20 protein-coding genes are annotated in these 15,994 nt (G+C 55.7%); 9 read left to right on the top strand and 11 right to left on the bottom strand.

The features are described from left to right. Window positions 1–234 precede the first annotated feature (234 nt). The 4 genes from B2U47_RS05125 (at window position 235) to B2U47_RS05140 (ending at window position 2,798) form a co-directional block, all read left to right on the top strand. Window positions 235–1,011, top strand: a complete 777-nt coding sequence (locus tag B2U47_RS05125; RefSeq protein ID WP_296681612.1) for an ATP-binding protein — start codon at window positions 235–237, stop codon at window positions 1,009–1,011. A gap of 67 nt (window positions 1,012–1,078) precedes the next feature. Beyond that, complete coding sequence (locus tag B2U47_RS05130) at window positions 1,079–1,795, top strand: ankyrin repeat domain-containing protein (RefSeq protein WP_296681614.1); 717 nt, start codon at window positions 1,079–1,081, stop codon at window positions 1,793–1,795. A gap of 26 nt (window positions 1,796–1,821) precedes the next feature. After that, entirely contained in the window at window positions 1,822–2,163 is a 342-nt protein-coding gene (locus B2U47_RS05135; protein WP_296681615.1) for a hypothetical protein, read from the top strand. A gap of 50 nt (window positions 2,164–2,213) precedes the next feature. Then, the gene (locus B2U47_RS05140; protein WP_296681617.1) at window positions 2,214–2,798 is read left to right on the top strand and encodes a hypothetical protein; all 585 of its coding nucleotides are present in this window, start codon (window positions 2,214–2,216) and stop codon (window positions 2,796–2,798) included. Here the strand turns inward: B2U47_RS05140 and xerC are convergent, their stop codons facing one another. The 3 genes from xerC to dapF are packed head-to-tail and all read right to left on the bottom strand — an operon-like array spanning window position 2,799 to window position 5,265. Beyond that, window positions 2,799–3,707: a tyrosine recombinase XerC gene (xerC, locus tag B2U47_RS05145; RefSeq protein ID WP_296681618.1), complete on the bottom strand. Its 909-nt coding sequence runs from the start codon at window positions 3,705–3,707 to the stop codon at window positions 2,799–2,801. A gap of 2 nt (window positions 3,708–3,709) precedes the next feature. Further along, window positions 3,710–4,429 carry a DUF484 family protein gene (locus B2U47_RS05150; protein WP_296681620.1) on the bottom strand — a complete coding sequence of 240 codons (720 nt, stop codon included), beginning with the start codon at window positions 4,427–4,429 and terminating at the stop codon, window positions 3,710–3,712. Then, window positions 4,426–5,265: a diaminopimelate epimerase gene (gene dapF, locus B2U47_RS05155; protein WP_296681622.1), complete on the bottom strand. Its 840-nt coding sequence runs from the start codon at window positions 5,263–5,265 to the stop codon at window positions 4,426–4,428. Before dapF ends, B2U47_RS05150 begins: the two co-directional genes overlap by 4 nt. 126 nt (window positions 5,266–5,391) lie before the next feature. Between dapF and B2U47_RS05160 the strand changes: the two genes are divergently transcribed. Further along, on the top strand, window positions 5,392–5,622 hold the full coding sequence (locus tag B2U47_RS05160; protein WP_296681624.1) for a sulfurtransferase TusA family protein: 231 nt from the start codon (window positions 5,392–5,394) through the stop codon (window positions 5,620–5,622). A gap of 62 nt (window positions 5,623–5,684) precedes the next feature. After that, a complete protein-coding gene (gene bioF / locus B2U47_RS05165) occupies window positions 5,685–6,869 on the top strand; it encodes an 8-amino-7-oxononanoate synthase (RefSeq protein WP_296681625.1) in 1,185 nt (394 codons plus the stop codon). Between the two features lie 11 nt (window positions 6,870–6,880). Here bioF and B2U47_RS05170 read toward each other — a convergent pair whose 3' ends face one another. Together B2U47_RS05170 and B2U47_RS05175 are read right to left on the bottom strand one after the other, a co-directional pair. Continuing rightward, window positions 6,881–7,783, bottom strand: coding sequence for a hypothetical protein (locus tag B2U47_RS05170; RefSeq protein ID WP_296681627.1), 903 nt, complete (start codon window positions 7,781–7,783; stop codon window positions 6,881–6,883). Between the two features lie 18 nt (window positions 7,784–7,801). Beyond that, the gene (locus B2U47_RS05175) at window positions 7,802–8,035 is read right to left on the bottom strand and encodes a hypothetical protein (protein ID WP_296681629.1); all 234 of its coding nucleotides are present in this window, start codon (window positions 8,033–8,035) and stop codon (window positions 7,802–7,804) included. Between the two features lie 221 nt (window positions 8,036–8,256). Between B2U47_RS05175 and B2U47_RS05180 the strand changes: the two genes are divergently transcribed. Next, window positions 8,257–9,420, top strand: coding sequence for a hypothetical protein (locus B2U47_RS05180; protein ID WP_296681630.1), 1,164 nt, complete (start codon window positions 8,257–8,259; stop codon window positions 9,418–9,420). A 4-nt stretch (window positions 9,421–9,424) separates the two neighbouring features. On the opposite strand, the gene B2U47_RS05185 is transcribed toward B2U47_RS05180, so the two are convergent. Further along, window positions 9,425–10,504, bottom strand: a complete 1,080-nt coding sequence (locus B2U47_RS05185) for a hypothetical protein (protein ID WP_296681632.1) — start codon at window positions 10,502–10,504, stop codon at window positions 9,425–9,427. Between B2U47_RS05185 and B2U47_RS05190 the strand changes: the two genes are divergently transcribed. Further along, window positions 10,503–10,628, top strand: a complete 126-nt coding sequence (locus B2U47_RS05190; RefSeq protein WP_296681633.1) for a hypothetical protein — start codon at window positions 10,503–10,505, stop codon at window positions 10,626–10,628. The two genes, B2U47_RS05185 and B2U47_RS05190, sit on opposite strands and share 2 nt — an antisense overlap. Window positions 10,629–10,659: 31 nt before the next feature. After that, on the top strand, window positions 10,660–12,876 hold the full coding sequence (gene uvrD / locus B2U47_RS05195; RefSeq protein WP_296681636.1) for a DNA helicase II: 2,217 nt from the start codon (window positions 10,660–10,662) through the stop codon (window positions 12,874–12,876). Window positions 12,877–12,882: 6 nt separating this feature from the next. Here uvrD and B2U47_RS05200 read toward each other — a convergent pair whose 3' ends face one another. The 5 genes from B2U47_RS05200 to B2U47_RS05220 all read right to left on the bottom strand — a co-directional run bounded on the left by B2U47_RS05200 (window position 12,883) and on the right by B2U47_RS05220 (window position 15,946). Then, a complete protein-coding gene (locus B2U47_RS05200; protein ID WP_296681637.1) occupies window positions 12,883–13,518 on the bottom strand; it encodes a precorrin-8X methylmutase in 636 nt (211 codons plus the stop codon). Between the two features lie 7 nt (window positions 13,519–13,525). Further along, window positions 13,526–14,350: a DUF3298 and DUF4163 domain-containing protein gene (locus B2U47_RS05205; protein ID WP_296681638.1), complete on the bottom strand. Its 825-nt coding sequence runs from the start codon at window positions 14,348–14,350 to the stop codon at window positions 13,526–13,528. Window positions 14,351–14,368: 18 nt separating this feature from the next. Further along, window positions 14,369–14,830, bottom strand: coding sequence for a methyltransferase family protein (locus B2U47_RS05210; protein WP_296681640.1), 462 nt, complete (start codon window positions 14,828–14,830; stop codon window positions 14,369–14,371). After that, a complete protein-coding gene (gene pdxH / locus B2U47_RS05215) occupies window positions 14,827–15,462 on the bottom strand; it encodes a pyridoxamine 5'-phosphate oxidase (RefSeq protein WP_296681641.1) in 636 nt (211 codons plus the stop codon). The genes B2U47_RS05210 and pdxH overlap by 4 nt, the downstream gene beginning before the upstream one ends. Window positions 15,463–15,634: 172 nt before the next feature. Further along, the gene (locus B2U47_RS05220) at window positions 15,635–15,946 is read right to left on the bottom strand and encodes a hypothetical protein (RefSeq protein ID WP_296681643.1); all 312 of its coding nucleotides are present in this window, start codon (window positions 15,944–15,946) and stop codon (window positions 15,635–15,637) included. Between the last annotated feature and the right edge of the window lie 48 nt (window positions 15,947–15,994).

The raw sequence follows: 15,994 nt of genomic DNA on the forward strand, positions 1-15,994 counted from the left end.
GGCTGGCGACAAGGTCAAACTCGCATGGACTGACAACAAGGGCGAGAAAGATTCCGCCGAAACTGATGCTGCCTAATCGGGCAAGCTAGCCGGAAGCGGTAAATGGCGGGTCTGGTTCCCGCCATTTTTCCGTAAAAACGCTTCATCATCAGAAAGCAGCGGAAAATTGTTTTATAAGCGGCTAAACTTGTGGGCAGGTTATTGAGACCTATAGAACCAGCTACAGGAGTTAAGATGGCTTTCGGCAAACTGACAATTGACTGGCGCAGCACCATTGCTGCCGTATGGCGTTCCAACCGGCATTTTCTTAAGCCCATTCTGAACGTTGATCTGGTCAATCCTGATACCCTGCTTGGCATTGACGAGCAGAAGGAAGCCATTTTCCGCAATACGGAGCATTTCCTGCGTGGCAAACCTGCCAGCCATGCGCTGTTGTGGGGTGCTCGCGGAGTCGGCAAATCCTCACTGATCAAGGCGGTGCTGACCCGTTATCACACCTATGGCTTACGCATGATCCAGATTTCCAAGGATGACCTGCATGTGCTGGTCGATATCACCGACGAAATCATGGATTCACATCACCGTTTCATCATTTACTGCGATGACCTGACTTTCGAGGAAGGCCAGAGCGAATACAGGATGTTAAAGAGCACCATGGAAGGAACGCTGGAAAAGCCACCAGCCAACGTACTCATTTACGCCACTTCCAACCGCCGCCACATGATGCCCGAGCGCATGTCGGAAAACCTCGCCACCAGCATGGTTGACGGGGAAATCCACCCTGCTGAGGCCATTGAAGACAAGTTGTCACTGGCAGACCGGTTCGGCTTGTCCCTGTCCTTCCGCCCAATGGGCAAGGATACCTACCTGAACATCGTCGATACGCTGTTCAAAGGGCGGGTACAGGATAGCGAACTGCTGCATCAGGAAGCACTTGCGTTTGCCATTACCCGTGGCGGACAAAGCGGACGGACAGCGCGGCATTTCTTTAACCACTGTTATTCCGCGTAACACCGGGGAATACGGACTAGCGACAATCATAGATATAAGCATGGTTCGCACAATTCGGAGCATTGACATGCATACCCACTCTTTCCGTCTGTTGTTGACAGGCGTGCTGGTTATTGGCGTCAGCACAACCGCCCTAGCCGATGATGACCTATTCGGCACTACCAGCACCCCGACAGCACCTGTTGCGGTCGCTCCCGCAATAGCCGCACCGACCGTAGCACCAGTCCTGTCCTCAGGCTCTGATGGCCTGCCAGGCTCGTTTTCACTGGGCGGAGTTGTTTCTGGCGTACCTAGCGTCCCGGTTCCCGAGGCTGTCTATATGCCTGACCCAACTATTGCCCCTCCTGCCGAAGCAGGGAATGCCGCCCCTGCGGTGGTTCAGCCGGAAGCCCCCCCGATGTCACAGGCAGAAATGGATACCCGCATGTGGGATGCCGCCCGTGCCGGGGATACCGCCACGGTAGCCAACATGCTCCAGCAGGGAGCCAACATCCACCATACCAGCCGTGTCGGTGAAAGCGCCATGCACGCGGCAACCGCAGCCGGTTCGCTGCAAACCGTGATTTATCTGGTCAACGCTGGAGCCAATATCAACGCAACCACCGCCAATGGCTGGACACCCCTGCACCACGCAGCCCGCTTTGGTCGTGCCGACATTGCCAACTTCCTCAAAGGCAAGGGCGCAAACCTGAATGCCACCACCACTGAAAATCCCCCAAAAACACCCGTGCAGATGGCATTGGACAAAGGGGACTTGCGTACTGCCCGCATTCTTGGCTTCTAATTGATTGAACTGACAAGGAAAAATGCATGAAACCCTTAATCACCCTGTTGTCCCTCGCCCTGTTGGTTGGCCTGAGTGCCTGCACCCAGGAAACCCAGAACAAGATCGGGCGCGAAATCAACAACTGGACGGGCGTCAACGGCGTACTGGAAGTGTATGCCGGTGACAAGCTGGTCAGACGCTTCATCAAGATCGACAAACTGACAACAGCCGCTGGAACCAGCAATGGCAGCGACCGCCCTTACCGCTTTGGTTACGGCATACTGGATGCCAATCTGAACGGCGTGGTCGATGCCGGTGAGAAAAAAGTGTATTTTGAGGTGAGTGATTACTCAACGCCTTACGTATTCTTTGAGAATCCATCCTGACAAACATCAAACAGCAGGCTAGTGTTTGCCACACCAAGGGAGGGAGAGCAATGTTTAGGAAGAATCTGGGAGCAGGAGTTGTCGGTCTGGTATTGTTGCTGGGTGGTTGTGACAACAGTAGTGGCGACAAGCCATCCGCATCAGCGCAGCAGAACGCAAACAGCCGTTACCTGATCAGCAGTACCGCTGCCGGGGCAGTACAACTGGGCATGAACCTCAATGAAGTGCTGATTGCCCTGCCGAATGCCACCAGCAGCAATGAGCAGGATGGCGAAGGCATTACTTGGGCAGCTATCACTGTCCACGGTGAAATCATCATGCGCTTGATGCTGGATGATGCTGACCATACTGTTAACCTGATCCGGGTATTCAGCCCTGAATACAAAACGGAACAAGGGGTGCATGTCGGTGAAAACCTGCAAAGCGTTGCTGACAAACTGGGTGGGCTAACTGAGATCCAGGCGACCGAAATCGAATCGCGAGAATTTGCCACTTTCAAGAATTCGCCGCAAAACGTGGAATTTCAGGTAGTGGGTCGCGACGGTTCTGCTGGCGTTTACGCCAACAGCGGCACATCTACCAGCATCGCATCTCCATCTGCCACCATCCATTCCGTCTGGATCATGGAAGACTGATCACTTCTTTCTGGCGCGTGGATGAGCCTTGTCATACACGCTCGCCAGATGCTGAAAATCCAAGTGCGTATAGATTTGGGTGGTGCTGATGTCGGCATGACCCAGCATTTCCTGCACCGCCCGCAAATCCCCGGATGATTCCAGCACATGGCTGGCAAACGAATGGCGCAACTTGTGTGGATGCACGTGCTGATCTAACCCCTGTTGCAAGCGCCAGTGATTGAGACGGTACTGGATGCTACGCGGATGCAAACGGGTTCCCAGTTTGCTGACAAACAGAGCGGTTTCCCCATGTGCTGCCAGTGCTCCGCGCTGATACAGCCACTCCTGCAAGGCTGACAGTGCCACCCTGCCAACCGGCACGTAACGTTCCTTGTTACCCTTGCCGATGACTCTGACCTGTTGCTGACGACGATCCAGATCCCGCACATCCAGCCCCACCAGTTCCGACAGACGCAAGCCGGACGAGTACAGCAGCTCCATCAGGGCACGGTCACGTACCGCCAGCACATCATCCGGCTCAATGTCGAGCAAGCGGTCTAGGGTCTCTGCATCCAGCGTATCCGGCAGTTTGCGGGCATGTTTGGGGGATTGCACATCCACCACCGGGTTATGCTCGATCAGGTTTTCGCGCAGCAGGAAACGGTAAAAGCGGCGGATGGAAGACAACTTGCGTTGCAAACTCTTGCCGGACAAGCCCTTGCGGTGCAACTGGCTGATCCACTGGCGCACTTGCCAGGTTTGCACTACTAGCGGGGAAACCACCTGTTCAGGGGATTGCTGCACCAGCCAGCCGAGAAATGCCTGCAAATCGGTTTCGTAACTGCTGACCGTGCGTGGGGAATAGCGCCGTTCACTGGCGAGGTGGTGATGATAACGGTTTAACAGGCTGTCGGTAGCACTGTCCAAACTCAGGAACCCGACTCGGCAGTTTGCAGGGGCGTATCCAGATAACGCACCAGTGCCCGAGCCACCAGGTCACCCAGTTGCCCGATGAACAAAGTACCCATGCCGGGATAGAAACGGCCTTCGTTTTCACTGCCCAGTGCCAGCACCCCGATTTCACGTGCTTCATACAGCGGAATCAGTACTGCTGACTTGATGGCGACACCTTCCTCACCAAACAGGAACATCTGCTGACGCGGACGCAAGCGCCCACACACAGGCTGACGCTTGCGGAACAAGGCAGCAAGCTGTTTGAGAGCCTTGTCTTCCGGGCTGATGAAATGCAAACCATCGCGGGGTTTGCCGTGCCCGATCAGGCGCAACACCACGCTGTCCGCCTTGAAATCACCGCGCAACAGGCTGTTGCAGGTTGCCACCACATCATCCAGGCTGTCGCAAGTCATCAGTTCCAGCGCCATGTTGTGCAGGCGGTTGATTACATGCTCACTGTCACGGGCAGCCCGCAGCATGTCATGCTGGCGTTGTTCCAACTCCTGATAACGGTTGCGCTGGCGTTGTACCAGCCGTTCCAGCAGGGAAACCGCATCACCGGTATGTGGGTGGGGAATACTCAGGCAATCCAGTAAATCTTCGTGCTCACGGAAAAAATCCGGGTGTTGCTGCAACCATGCCGCCACCTGTTCCGCGCTGATGCTGTTGCCATCCTGTCCGCCTTGCGTGCTCATACTGTGAGTGTACCCCTGAATACTGTTTCTGCCGGGCCGGTCATCCATACCGGCTGCCCTTCACCTTGCCACTGAACCTGCAATTGCCCGCCGGGTAATGCCACACTGACCTGTGCATCCAGCAAACCTTGTAGCCGACCTGCCACCACAGCGGCGCACGCACCTGTGCCACATGCCAAGGTTTCACCAGAACCGCGCTCAAATACCCGCAAGCGGATACGGTCACGCCCAACCACCTGCATGAAACCTACATTGACACGTCGGGGAAATGCCGGATGTCTTTCCAGTTGTGGCCCCAGCATTTCAACCTGCGCAGTATCCACATCGGCAACTTGCAGCACTGCGTGCGGATTTCCCATCGAAACAGCGGCAAATGTGCATAATTCGCCCGCCACTTCCAGATTATAGAGCGTTTGCCGCTGTTCGGAAATGAAAGGGATGCGGGTTGGCTCCAGTTCAGGCACACCCATGTTGACTGTCACCTGCCCATCTGAACGGATTTCAAGCACAATCCGCCCCGCAGCCGTCATTACCGGAATGGTGGTTTTGTGCGTCAAGCCCTGATCGTACACAAAACGCGCAAAGCAGCGTGCACCGTTACCGCATTGTTCCACTTCGCCACCATCCGCATTGAAAATTCGGTAGCGAAAATCGGCATCGTCACCCGCATACGCCTCCACCAGCAACAACTGGTCACAGCCCACCCCGAAATGCCGGTCAGCAATGCGCCGAATTTGCGCCGCATCCAGCCTGACTTGCTGGTTGATACAATCCAGCACCACGAAATCGTTGCCAATACCGTGCATTTTGCTGAAATGAAGTTGTGTACCTGTCATGGCTGATTTCCTGCTACCTAAAACGGCAAGTATACGGAGATATGGCGATACGGCAATTTTGGTGATATGTTACAAAGCCTAAATTTTGGATCGCAATCACATCAATCTGAGATCAGGAGAGGAAACATGTCTGATTTTAAACAGGAACTTGACGCACGCGGCCTGAACTGCCCACTGCCTATCCTTCGTACCAAGAAGGCTATCAATGGTCTGGCTTCCGGGGAAGTGCTGAAGGTCATCGCTACCGACCCAGGTTCTGTCAAGGATATGGAAGCATTCTGCAAGCAAACCGGCAACGAAATGGTTAGCAGCAGCGAAGCTGGCGGCGAATACACTTTCATGATCAAGAAAGCGTAATCACGCTCACGGGGGTGGAGAGGCAGCCACCCCCGAACTTTCCCCCTCGCTCATAAAACCCAATGACAAACGATCCCAAATTTGACCGACTCCACTCCGAACTGATCGCCCGCCACGACCGCCACCTTTACCGCCGTACCCGCACGACTGATTCCGCCCAGCAACCGCACATGCATATCGACGGTAAACCCATGCTAGTGTTTTGCAGCAATGATTATCTGGGGCTGGCAAATCACCCGGATGTGATCCACGCCATGCAGGTCGCAGCCAATACGTATGGGGTCGGCAGTGGTGCAGCCCATCTTGTCAGCGGGCACTCACGTCCCCACCAACAACTGGAAGAAGCCCTCGCTGCCTTTACCGGGCGGGAACGTGCTTTGCTGTTTTCCACTGGCTACATGGCAAACCTAGGAGTAGCGAATGCCCTGCTCAGCAGCCGCAACGACGTAGTGTATGCCGACCGTCTCAACCATGCTTCGCTAGTGGATGCTGGGTTGCTGTCTGGGGCGAAACTGATACGTTACCCGCACAATGACACATCCTCACTGGGCAAACGCCTGCTGGCACAGGAAGAAGACAACAATGTCACCCAACTGATCCTCACGGATGGTGTGTTCAGCATGGATGGCGATGTTGCCCCGGTCGGCAAGCTGGCAGTTATGGCGCGGGAACACGATGCCTGGCTGATGGTGGATGACGCCCACGGTATTGGCGTACTGGGGAAAAACGGTGCTGGTCTGCTGGAAGCGGAAGGTCTGGGTCAAAGCGATGTCCCCATCCTGATGGGTACATTGGGCAAAGCACTGGGAACTGCGGGTGCGTTTGTAGCTGGTAGCCACGAGCTGATCGAATACCTGATCCAGACCGCCCGTACCTGGATTTACACCACTGCCCAACCGCCCGCCATTGCCGCTGCCACACTCACCAGCCTGCAACTGGCACAAACCGAACACTGGCGGCGCGAACACTTGCAGGCACTCATCCGGCAATTCCGCCTGGGTGCAAGTCAGCTTGGTTTACCGCTGATGCCTTCCGACACGCCCATCCAGCCGATCTTGATCGGTAGCAGCGAACAGGCATTGCTACTAAGCCAGCAATTGGCAGAGGCTGGTATTCTGGTGACAGCCATCCGCCCGCCTACCGTGCCCGTCGATACCGCCCGCTTGCGGGTTACATTTTCAGCAGCCCACAGCAGTGCCGATGTGGACACCTTGCTGGCTGCACTGGAAACACACTTCCGCCCCTGACTAACCCGGCCTTACTCGCGCCCGCAAGCCACCCGCAACCGCGCTTCCACCCGCCAGGCTGTCATGCGCTGGGGGTCAGCGACTGCCGGATACAGATGGAAACACCTATCCATTTCCACCACATGCTGGCTTGCCATCTGTTCCAACCGGTCTCGGGCTGAATGAGAAAGCCCCTGCAAAACCAGCAATTGTGGGGCAAGCCGTTGCAGGTAGCGGTCGCACAAATCCTGTGCCGTGTTGTTAGGCCAGTCTTCGCGCAACAACAGTTCGGGAAAGGCACTGGCAGGCAAGAGGGCGCAATCACCACCCGTCTGGCTGCTTTCCTGCCCGGAACCATCAGGATTACGCCGATACCAGCGGGCTAGCGGATTTTGCCCGGCTCTGGCCTTGACCTGGACTTCCAGCCGGTAAGCAACGGGCGGCATTCCCCGGCGGGTTTCTTCTCCTGTGTAGCTGATGGCTAGTTGGGCGGCACTGACGGCTTTCCAACAAGGTTGGCGCGGAGTCAGTTCCGCCATTTCCGCAGCCGTGCGGCAACTGGCAAGCAAAGCCAGCGGCTGGGCATTTTGCTCATCCAGCAACCAGTATTCGTAAACATCATCCTGCGGCAGGGGAGCATGGACATTACCCAACGCTGCAACTACTGCACCGTAATGCTGCTCTACCTCGGCACGATCCAGTACCGGGTCAAGCGGATAGGGCTGAAACCCGCGCTGGGTATCCCACTGACCGATGCGGGCATACTGGAAACGCGGCACGGACTTCCGCAGCGCAGGCTTAAGCTGATGCATATCGCACAGAAACTGGAGTTCCCAATAACGCCCGTCGAAACTGAGGGCACGTACCTGAGTGGTCGCAACCACCTGCAACAGGCCTCGAAACGGGTTGTTCAAACGTTTGGCATAGGTTTCCATGCCGCCGCCAAGCCGGAATCAGCCCAGCGCCCGATAACGATCCATCAGTGCATCCGTGACTTTCGTTACCATCGGCTGCATTTCCGGATCCAGCAATTCATGGATGAAATCCAGCTCATCTAGCACCCGGTCGATCTTGTCACGAGTATCGTAGCTGTCAATCTCGGCAGAAATCTTTTGCAAATGCCGGTAAGGATTGTTGGCAATGTGGGAAATACCTTTCATGCTTTCACTGAGAATACCGTCTTGCATGGCTGCCTCCTTATTGGTGTTTGTAACGTCATCATCAGGTTAATTGAATAGCTGAATATAACAGTTCCGGCAATTACTGCCGAGGTTCGTGTGGTATTTTGGAGACTCCCCGATATTTGTCTGCCGATTCATACCGCTGATGGATGTATGAAACCACACATTCATAAAATAATCCTATTGTTACAAGCATCAATCAACAACAACATAACGGAGAGAGTGTCATGCAAAAAAAGCAACAACCATTATCTTTAAAAACAATCAGCTTCATCATTTTGTCCAGTTTTGCCACCGGGGCATATGCCGCTCCCCCTGCTGATCTGGCACTGACCTTCCCGGTCGCCCCAACCAGCACGATCACATCCAGCAATACCCATTACGAAGCCCGCATCACCAATATTGCCACCAACAGCACTTCTGCCAGCACCACTGCCACCTTCACCTTGCCAACCAATGTCACACAGGTACAAGCTCCCGGTTGCAATGTCAACGGCAACAGCCTGAGTTGTGCGATTCCTGCTCTTGCCAGTAATGCTTCTAGGGTTTTGCCCATTGACATCATGACACCAGCAACCGCCACCACCCTGCAAATCAGCGGCAGCGTCGCACCGGTACGCCGCGAGAACAATACCGCGAACAACAGTGCCACCGTTACTACCACCGTCAGCGCCCCTGCCATCCCGCCGGAACTGGTGATGGATTTCCCGATCGCCCCCGTCACTGCCCGTGCTACCACCACTACCCGCTATGAAGCACGGGTGCGCAATACCGTGCAAAACAGTGTGGCTGCTAGCACCACCGCCACCATTACCCTGCCAGCCAATGTCACCCTGGTACAAGCACCCAACTGTACGGCAAACGGCAACGTCCTGAACTGTGCGATTCCTTCCCTGCCGAATTATGGCTACAAGGTTTTGCCGTTTGATGTCATTACCCCGGCAACGGACAGCAGCATCCAGTTCAGCGCGGCTGTTGTCCCGGTCAGCGGGGAAGCCAACCCGAACAACAACAGCAAGACCGTCACAACCGTGGTTAGTGCCCCCATTCCGGTCGGGCCGGATATTGTGGTAACACCACCGGCAACCCTGAATTTCACCAACTGCTGGTACAACATGAATATTTCGCAGTGTCCGCCGGAATTGCAGGATCCAGCCACCCTGACCCTCAACCCCAACAACAGCATTGATACGGGCGGCAGTGCCACTACTGGCATCTGGTCACAACCTGACCCACAGCACCTGACCATGGAATATTTCGACCAGAACGGTGCTCGTCTGAGCAGCTTTACCGGGGCAAGCAACCTGTATGAACCCAACTGCTTTGAAGGCACGTTTGAGTTTTATCAGGCCGTACATAGCAGTACCTGGCGCGGTTGCATCGTGCCATAAGCATTTACAAGGCTTGCAAGCGAGCCTGTAACACCGACGCTGCTTCGGCAGCACCCGTGGGGGAAACTGCTGGCTTCCCCCATGGCGTTTCCAGCAAGGTCATGATCTGTTCCCCGAAGCTACACACCTGTATCTGCTGCCAGTCGGTGAACAACACTTCACCGTGTTGGGCGTGCCAATCCGGCAGGTTGGGTTCCTCCGGCCAGTCACCCCGGCGGATACACAAGGCCGGAACCTGATTCACCACCGCTTCCGTTTGCGTGCCATAGCCGGTTTTGGTGATGACAGCATCACAGGATGCCAGCAAATCCAGATAGCTCAAACCAAACAGCGATTCCGGCAGGAAATCCTCACGTTGCCGCCACAAGGCCGCATCCGGGAATATCCAGCACACACCCGGCAAAACAGGCCAGTTTGCCAACGGGTATTCCACCCCGATTCCGCCCAGAGCTGCCAGCACGAAACGGGTGGTATCCGGTTGCCGCGCTTTTGCCCGCAACAACTCAGGCTGGCGTTGTCCGATGGCAGCAATGGGGGCAATAGCGCGGGTACGCAAGTCGTGATGCATCACCATTGATGGCACAGGTTGCAGGAAAACCTCCGCCTGCGTATAGGCGTGGCGAATTTCAGCATAAATTTTTTCGGCTCCTGCCAGTTTGCTGCAATAAGCATGGAACACGTCTGCCCAGTTGAGCGAACACAGCGCCACTGCCGGAATAGCACATTCCCCCGCAGCATCCAGACTCAGGTAGGGAATATTGGCAAACAGCAGATCAGGCTGAAGCCGTTCCAGTTCGCGGGCAGCCTGCGCCTTGCGTTCGCAATAGTTGGCGTGGAAGGTTGCGTACCAGTGCATACTGGCAGGCACATCCACCCGCAGCGCGTCATGCATCAGCATACCGTTATCCTGCTGCCAGGGAATCAGGGTGAAAGGATGGCGGATACGGCGACGCAACACGCTTTCCGGTGTCATGGAGCGGATGGTCAGACGCAAATGGGCGCAGTCGAGCGCATTCAGGACAGCGGAAGTCTGCGCCACGTGCCCGAGGCCGTGGGCGGAAATGTCGACGAGGAGGTGTTGCATGAATACCAGTATTGCCGATCAGGCGATTGAATGCCACCGGGATAAAAGATACCAGACACGAATACCCGCCCCCTTGCTGTGTTACTGGATGGGTGAAACCGAATTGCACAACGGAACAGCATGAACCAAGCCGCGTTAAACGCTACAATCCCTGCATGAATACAACCTCCCCCATCCTCGCCCCCCTGAACCCGCAGCAGCAACTGGCCGTGTCTGCGCCGCCCAAGCCTATTCTTGTCCTTGCCGGGGCAGGCAGCGGCAAGACCCGTGTGCTGGTACACCGCATTGCCTGGCTGATCGAAGTCGAAAATGCTTCGCCCTTCAGCATCCTCGCTGTTACCTTCACCAACAAGGCGGCGGCGGAAATGCGCGGGCGCATCCAGGAACTGCTGCAAGTACCGACCGGTGGTATGTGGGTGGGAACATTCCACGGCATCGCCCACCGCCTGCTGCGCCTGCACTGGCAACTGGCGAAACTGCCGCAGACCTTCCAGATTCTCGATTCCGAAGACCAGATCCGCATGGTCAAGCGCATCCTCAAGTCGCTGGAACTGGATGAAACCCGTTACCCGCCGCGTCAGGTGGCTGGTTTCATCAATGCCCGCAAGGATGAAGGTTCGCGCCCACAGCACATCGAAGACCGGGGTGATTTCGCCCAGCGGCAAATGGTGCGGATTTACACCGTCTACGAGGAAGCCTGCCAGCGCAACGGCGTGGTCGATTTCGCCGAACTGCTGCTGCGCTCGTTGGAACTGCTGCGCGACAACCCCGACCTGCAACAGCATTACCGCAACCGTTTCCGCCACATTCTGGTGGATGAGTTCCAAGATACCAACGCACTGCAATATGCGTGGCTGCGGCTGATTGCCGGGGACAACAACCCAGTGTTTGCAGTCGGCGATGACGACCAGTCGATTTACGGCTGGCGTGGGGCGAAGATCGAAAACATCCGCAATTTCACCAAACATTTCCCCAACTGCGAAACCATCCGGCTGGAGCAGAATTACCGTTCCACCGCCAATATTCTCACCGCCGCGAACACGCTTATCAGCAACAACCGGGGGCGGCTGGGCAAAAACCTGTGGACAGATGGCAAGGAGGGCGAACGCCTGCAACTCTACGCCGCCTTCAACGAACTGGATGAAGCGCGTTTCGTTGCCGGGCGCATCCAGAAATGGGTGAAACAGGGCGGCGTGCGCCGCGACGTGGCGGTGCTGTACCGTTCCAACGCGCAATCACGGGTGTTTGAAACCACCTTCAACGAAAACCGCATCCCCTATCGCGTGTATGGCGGCTTGCGCTTCTTCGAGCGGGCGGAAATCAAGGATGCGCTAGCGTATTTGCGCCTGAGCGTGAATCGCCAAGATGATGCGTCGTTTGAACGCATCGTCAACCATCCACCACGCGGCATCGGCGAACGCACCGTCGACATCCTGCGTATCCACGCCCGCACTGCCAATATTTCCTTGTGGGAAGCCGCCAACCAAGCCGCCGAGATTGGTGATTTCACCCCACGGGCGGCTAACGGTGTGCTGCATTTCGTGCATCTCATCAACCGCATGGCAAGCGACATCAACACCTTACCCCTTGCCGAACAGGTGGAAATCATCATTGACCTTGCGGGACTAAAACCGCATTTCCTCGCCAAAGAAAAAGGGGAAGCAGGGCAAGCACGGGTGGATAACTTGGGCGAATTGGTGACAGCGGCACGGGGCTACACCTACGTCAGAACGGACGATATGCCGGAAATGGACGAGCTTTCCGCTTTCCTCTCCCACGCTGCCCTCGAAGCGGGTGAAGGGCAAGGTGAAGCAGGCGAAGACTGTGTGCAAATGATGACCCTGCATTCGGCGAAGGGGCTGGAATTCCCGCTGGTGTTCCTGTGTGGGCTGGAAGAAGGCTTGTTCCCGCACCAGATGTCTGCCGATGACCCGGCACGGATGGAGGAAGAACGCCGCCTGTGCTACGTCGGCATTACCCGCGCCGAACAGGAACTGGTGATGAGCTACGCCGAACAACGCCAGTTGCACGGGCGCACCCAGTTCAACCCGCCGTCACGTTTCCTGCGTGAACTGCCGGAGGAACTGGTGGAAGAAGTACGCCCGAAAGTGAAGACCTACCAGACTACCCGTTACACCGATGGCGGCGGCTATCGCCCATCCGCCCCGCCACCGCCGGTACGTACCCCGAACAAATACGCCGAAGCCGAAACCGGCTACCGTATCGGGCAACGGGTGCGCCACGCCAAATTCGGCGAAGGGGTGATCACCAATGCGGAAGGTTCCGGGGCGCATTCCCGCGTACAGGTCAATTTCAAGACTGCGGGGGTAAAGTGGCTGGTGCTGGGTTATGCCAATCTGGAAAAGCTGTAAGGCGGCTTACACGTAGATGCCTTGCTGGAGCATCAGCAGGGCATTCATGATGGTGGCAGCCAGCACACCGCCGCCACGGGTTCCTGCCAGCACAATGCATTCCACCCCCAGGTCGGCATGTTGCTCCCACAATATGCGCTTGGCAGCTTCTGCATTCACGAAACCACGCGAGGTTGTCACAATCAGGGCGGGTTTGGGTGCACCCTCCTTGAGGATTTCCAGCAAACGTAGCGAAGCAGTGGCTGATTCACCGATCAGGATGATGGAACCCGCCATGTAGGGCTTCCAGTAATCCACCGCTGTCATGGCACGGGTTTGCTTGCTGGCCTTGGCATGGGAAATGACGGCGGCCTTGCCGAGAAAGCTAAGCGGCTCTTGGTACAACAGGGTTGTATCCAGTGTATGCCGTACCAGTTCGACATCATAGAGGATGTTGTTGCGTTTTTTGATGGTTTTCAGGGCAACATCAATGGCGTGCTGGCTGAACAGGATGTGTTGTGCCAGTAACGGGTCGCCGTAAGCCCGCACCAGATGGATAACCACCTGTTGCTGTGCAGGGGTGAAGGCATCCAGCGTGAGTTGTTCCCGGATGTTGGCGTAATTTTGCTGGAGAATACGTTCCGGGTCACGCAGGTATTGCATTGCCTGTTTACTTGGCGAGTGCTGCCAGCGGGCTGCTGGTGCTTATCAGGCTGCGGATGTCTTCGTAGTGTACCGTGAAATCCGTCGGCCCAAGGGCATAGGGCGCGACCTCGTAAGGATTGAACGTGAACAGCAAGCCGTCAGCCATGACCCCGAAATTGGTGTTGACCTTGAAGGCATTGTTCTCAAACCAGAAACCTTCCGACTCCAGATTTGCATCCGGGGCTATTTCGCGTGCCTGACGGAAGGCTTTTTCGCCTGCAACATTCAGTTGGCTTTCGTAACCGGAAGCCAGCAGGTCAGACAGGGTAAGTTGCTGCCCGTTGCCGGTAGCCAGCACAAAATGGCGCTGTCCACTGAATGGGTGCGCCCCACCGGTATAGCCACTTTCACTATAACTGAGGGTTAGCAGTTGTTCCGTGCCGAAAGCCACCGCGATGTGGCGCTCCATTTCCCAGGCTCCCACCGGGTCTTGCAAGTATTCACCGATGAAGGTGTTGGCAAGTTCATCCAGGGTGGCAGGCTGTTTGCCTTGCTCATCTTCGCCATATTCCAGCAATTGGGTCCGAATAAACTGGTTGATGGTTTCAGCCACTGCCGGGTTGCCAGGGTCTTGCACCTTGGGGTAGGAAATCCTGACGCTGGCACACTGCTGGTTATCAGGTGTGACGCCCGGAGTACCTGGGCATTGCGGGCCACCGTTGCGCTGGAATTCGACAGTTTCAATCTTCAGGGTTCCAGAAGATACCGGGGCATTGCTGCCTGCCAACGGATTATCCGTGTTGCACGCTGCCAGCAACAACAAACCACTCACAATTACAATACTACGCACAGACATCCTGCCACCCTCTTAGAGCCAACGGGGAACCCGCTTTGTGTATGCACGATACCTTTCACCAAATTTTTCTGCCAGCATTTTTTCTTCGGGAATGATCTGCTGCACCGTCAGGGTCAGCACAAATAATGGCAACAGCAGGAAGGGGCCAAGACTTCCAAGATAAATGCCCCAGCCAGAAAGGATAATCAGCATCCCCAGATACATGGGATTACGGGTATAACGGTAAGAGCCATCTGTCACCAGTTCGCGAGTGCGCTCGGGATGGATGGGATTGAACGTGGTATGGGCGCGGAAAAACAGCCCAAGCGACCAGAAATCTACCACTAAAGCCAGTACGATCAGCACCAGCCCCAGCTTGTTCCACGGTGCAGCCAGCCACTGCCATAGCGGCAGTTGTGCATCCAGCAGCCACATCATTCCGGCAAAAGCCAGCAGGTAAACCGGCGGCGGTATTTTCAGTTGCAAAGTATTCACGGTGCCAGCCTCACAATTTCCCAACCGGTTTCAGTACGGCGATATTCAAAGCGGTCATGCAGGCGGCTGGGGCGTCCCTGCCAGAATTCGATGGTTTCCGGGACGATACGGTAGCCGCCCCAGAAATCGGGCAGCGGGATTTCCCCGGCACTGAACTTGCGTTTCATTTCATCCAGCTTCATTTCCAGCAACGTGCGTGAGGTAATAATGGAACTCTGTGCCGATACCCATGCCCCCAACTGGCTGCCACGCGGGCGGGTCGTGAAATAGCGCAGGGATTCCAGGGTGGAAACCTTTTCTGCCCTGCCAATAATTTCCACCTGCCGCTCCAGCTCTTTCCAGAACAACAGCAGGGCTACTTGCGGATTTTCGTTGATCTGCTGGGCTTTCTGGCTATGGTAGTTGGTGAAAAACACAAATCCCTGTTCATCATAGGATTTGAGCAACACCGTGCGCAAGGAAGGCTTGCCGTTGGCAGCCACGGTCGCAATCTGCATGGCATTGGGTTCCAACACTTCCGCCGTGACCGCTTGCTGAAACCACAGACTGAATTGCTGGAAAGGGTTATCAGCCAGCGTGGCGCGTTCCAGACCTGCCTGGGTGTATTCCCGGCGTAATGCACCGATGTCCATATCAGGATCTCCTTGAAGAATTCGGATTGATACCAGCGCGAGTGTACAACGAAAAAAAGCCAGACCCGAAATAAAGGGTCTGGCTAAAAGGACACAAAGGAAGGGCTAAGACCTTTGTGTCGAAGTGGAGTCCGTGTGGACCCCAGGGGCTAACAATAGGTTGGTCAACAGGCTATCTTAATGAATAGTGTTGAGCGATGTAATTCTGTTCAGCGGCTGACACCACCGGAGCCGAAACCCGCAAAGTACGCCCGGTATAACCGTGCTGCAAGCGGTATGACGAACCTCGCTCCGTATAAGACCGAGAAGGCATGGTGGCACTCATGAAGGGAACAGCGCCCGATGCTGGAACCGGCATCCCGTAAGCGCTATAGGCTTTTTCCTGCCATGCACTGTAGACGGGGTGATTTTGTACGCTTGCACAGCCAAACAATGGCAACAGGGCAAGGATTGACAATAACACACTGTTTTTTCTTGTTTTCATGGTGTCGTTTTGTGTTTTCGGCTTGTGTATGGGCATATCCTTACAGAA

This window comes from Thiothrix sp. UBA5583 (assembly GCA_002425225.1).
Classification (GTDB): Bacteria; Pseudomonadota; Gammaproteobacteria; order Thiotrichales; family Thiotrichaceae; genus Thiothrix; species Thiothrix moscowensis.

What these genes read in the sequence shown, in the direction of transcription:
- pdxH (WP_296681641.1), bottom strand. Translation starts at nt 15,462, where the DNA reads ATGGACATCGGTGCATTACGCCGGGAATACACCCAGGCAGGTCTGGAA.
- B2U47_RS05150 (WP_296681620.1), bottom strand. Translation starts at nt 4,429, where the DNA reads ATGAGCACGCAAGGCGGACAGGATGGCAACAGCATCAGCGCGGAACAG.
- B2U47_RS05180 (WP_296681630.1), top strand. Translation starts at nt 8,257, where the DNA reads ATGCAAAAAAAGCAACAACCATTATCTTTAAAAACAATCAGCTTCATC.
- B2U47_RS05140 (WP_296681617.1), top strand. Translation starts at nt 2,214, where the DNA reads ATGTTTAGGAAGAATCTGGGAGCAGGAGTTGTCGGTCTGGTATTGTTG.
- bioF (WP_296681625.1), top strand. Translation starts at nt 5,685, where the DNA reads ATGACAAACGATCCCAAATTTGACCGACTCCACTCCGAACTGATCGCC.
- B2U47_RS05135 (WP_296681615.1), top strand. Translation starts at nt 1,822, where the DNA reads ATGAAACCCTTAATCACCCTGTTGTCCCTCGCCCTGTTGGTTGGCCTG.
- B2U47_RS05170 (WP_296681627.1), bottom strand. Translation starts at nt 7,783, where the DNA reads ATGGAAACCTATGCCAAACGTTTGAACAACCCGTTTCGAGGCCTGTTG.
- B2U47_RS05130 (WP_296681614.1), top strand. Translation starts at nt 1,079, where the DNA reads ATGCATACCCACTCTTTCCGTCTGTTGTTGACAGGCGTGCTGGTTATT.
- uvrD (WP_296681636.1), top strand. Translation starts at nt 10,660, where the DNA reads ATGAATACAACCTCCCCCATCCTCGCCCCCCTGAACCCGCAGCAGCAA.
- B2U47_RS05160 (WP_296681624.1), top strand. Translation starts at nt 5,392, where the DNA reads ATGTCTGATTTTAAACAGGAACTTGACGCACGCGGCCTGAACTGCCCA.
- B2U47_RS05175 (WP_296681629.1), bottom strand. Translation starts at nt 8,035, where the DNA reads ATGCAAGACGGTATTCTCAGTGAAAGCATGAAAGGTATTTCCCACATT.
- B2U47_RS05125 (WP_296681612.1), top strand. Translation starts at nt 235, where the DNA reads ATGGCTTTCGGCAAACTGACAATTGACTGGCGCAGCACCATTGCTGCC.
- dapF (WP_296681622.1), bottom strand. Translation starts at nt 5,265, where the DNA reads ATGACAGGTACACAACTTCATTTCAGCAAAATGCACGGTATTGGCAAC.
- B2U47_RS05200 (WP_296681637.1), bottom strand. Translation starts at nt 13,518, where the DNA reads ATGCAATACCTGCGTGACCCGGAACGTATTCTCCAGCAAAATTACGCC.
- B2U47_RS05190 (WP_296681633.1), top strand. Translation starts at nt 10,503, where the DNA reads ATGAATACCAGTATTGCCGATCAGGCGATTGAATGCCACCGGGATAAA.
- B2U47_RS05220 (WP_296681643.1), bottom strand. Translation starts at nt 15,946, where the DNA reads ATGAAAACAAGAAAAAACAGTGTGTTATTGTCAATCCTTGCCCTGTTG.
- B2U47_RS05185 (WP_296681632.1), bottom strand. Translation starts at nt 10,504, where the DNA reads ATGCAACACCTCCTCGTCGACATTTCCGCCCACGGCCTCGGGCACGTG.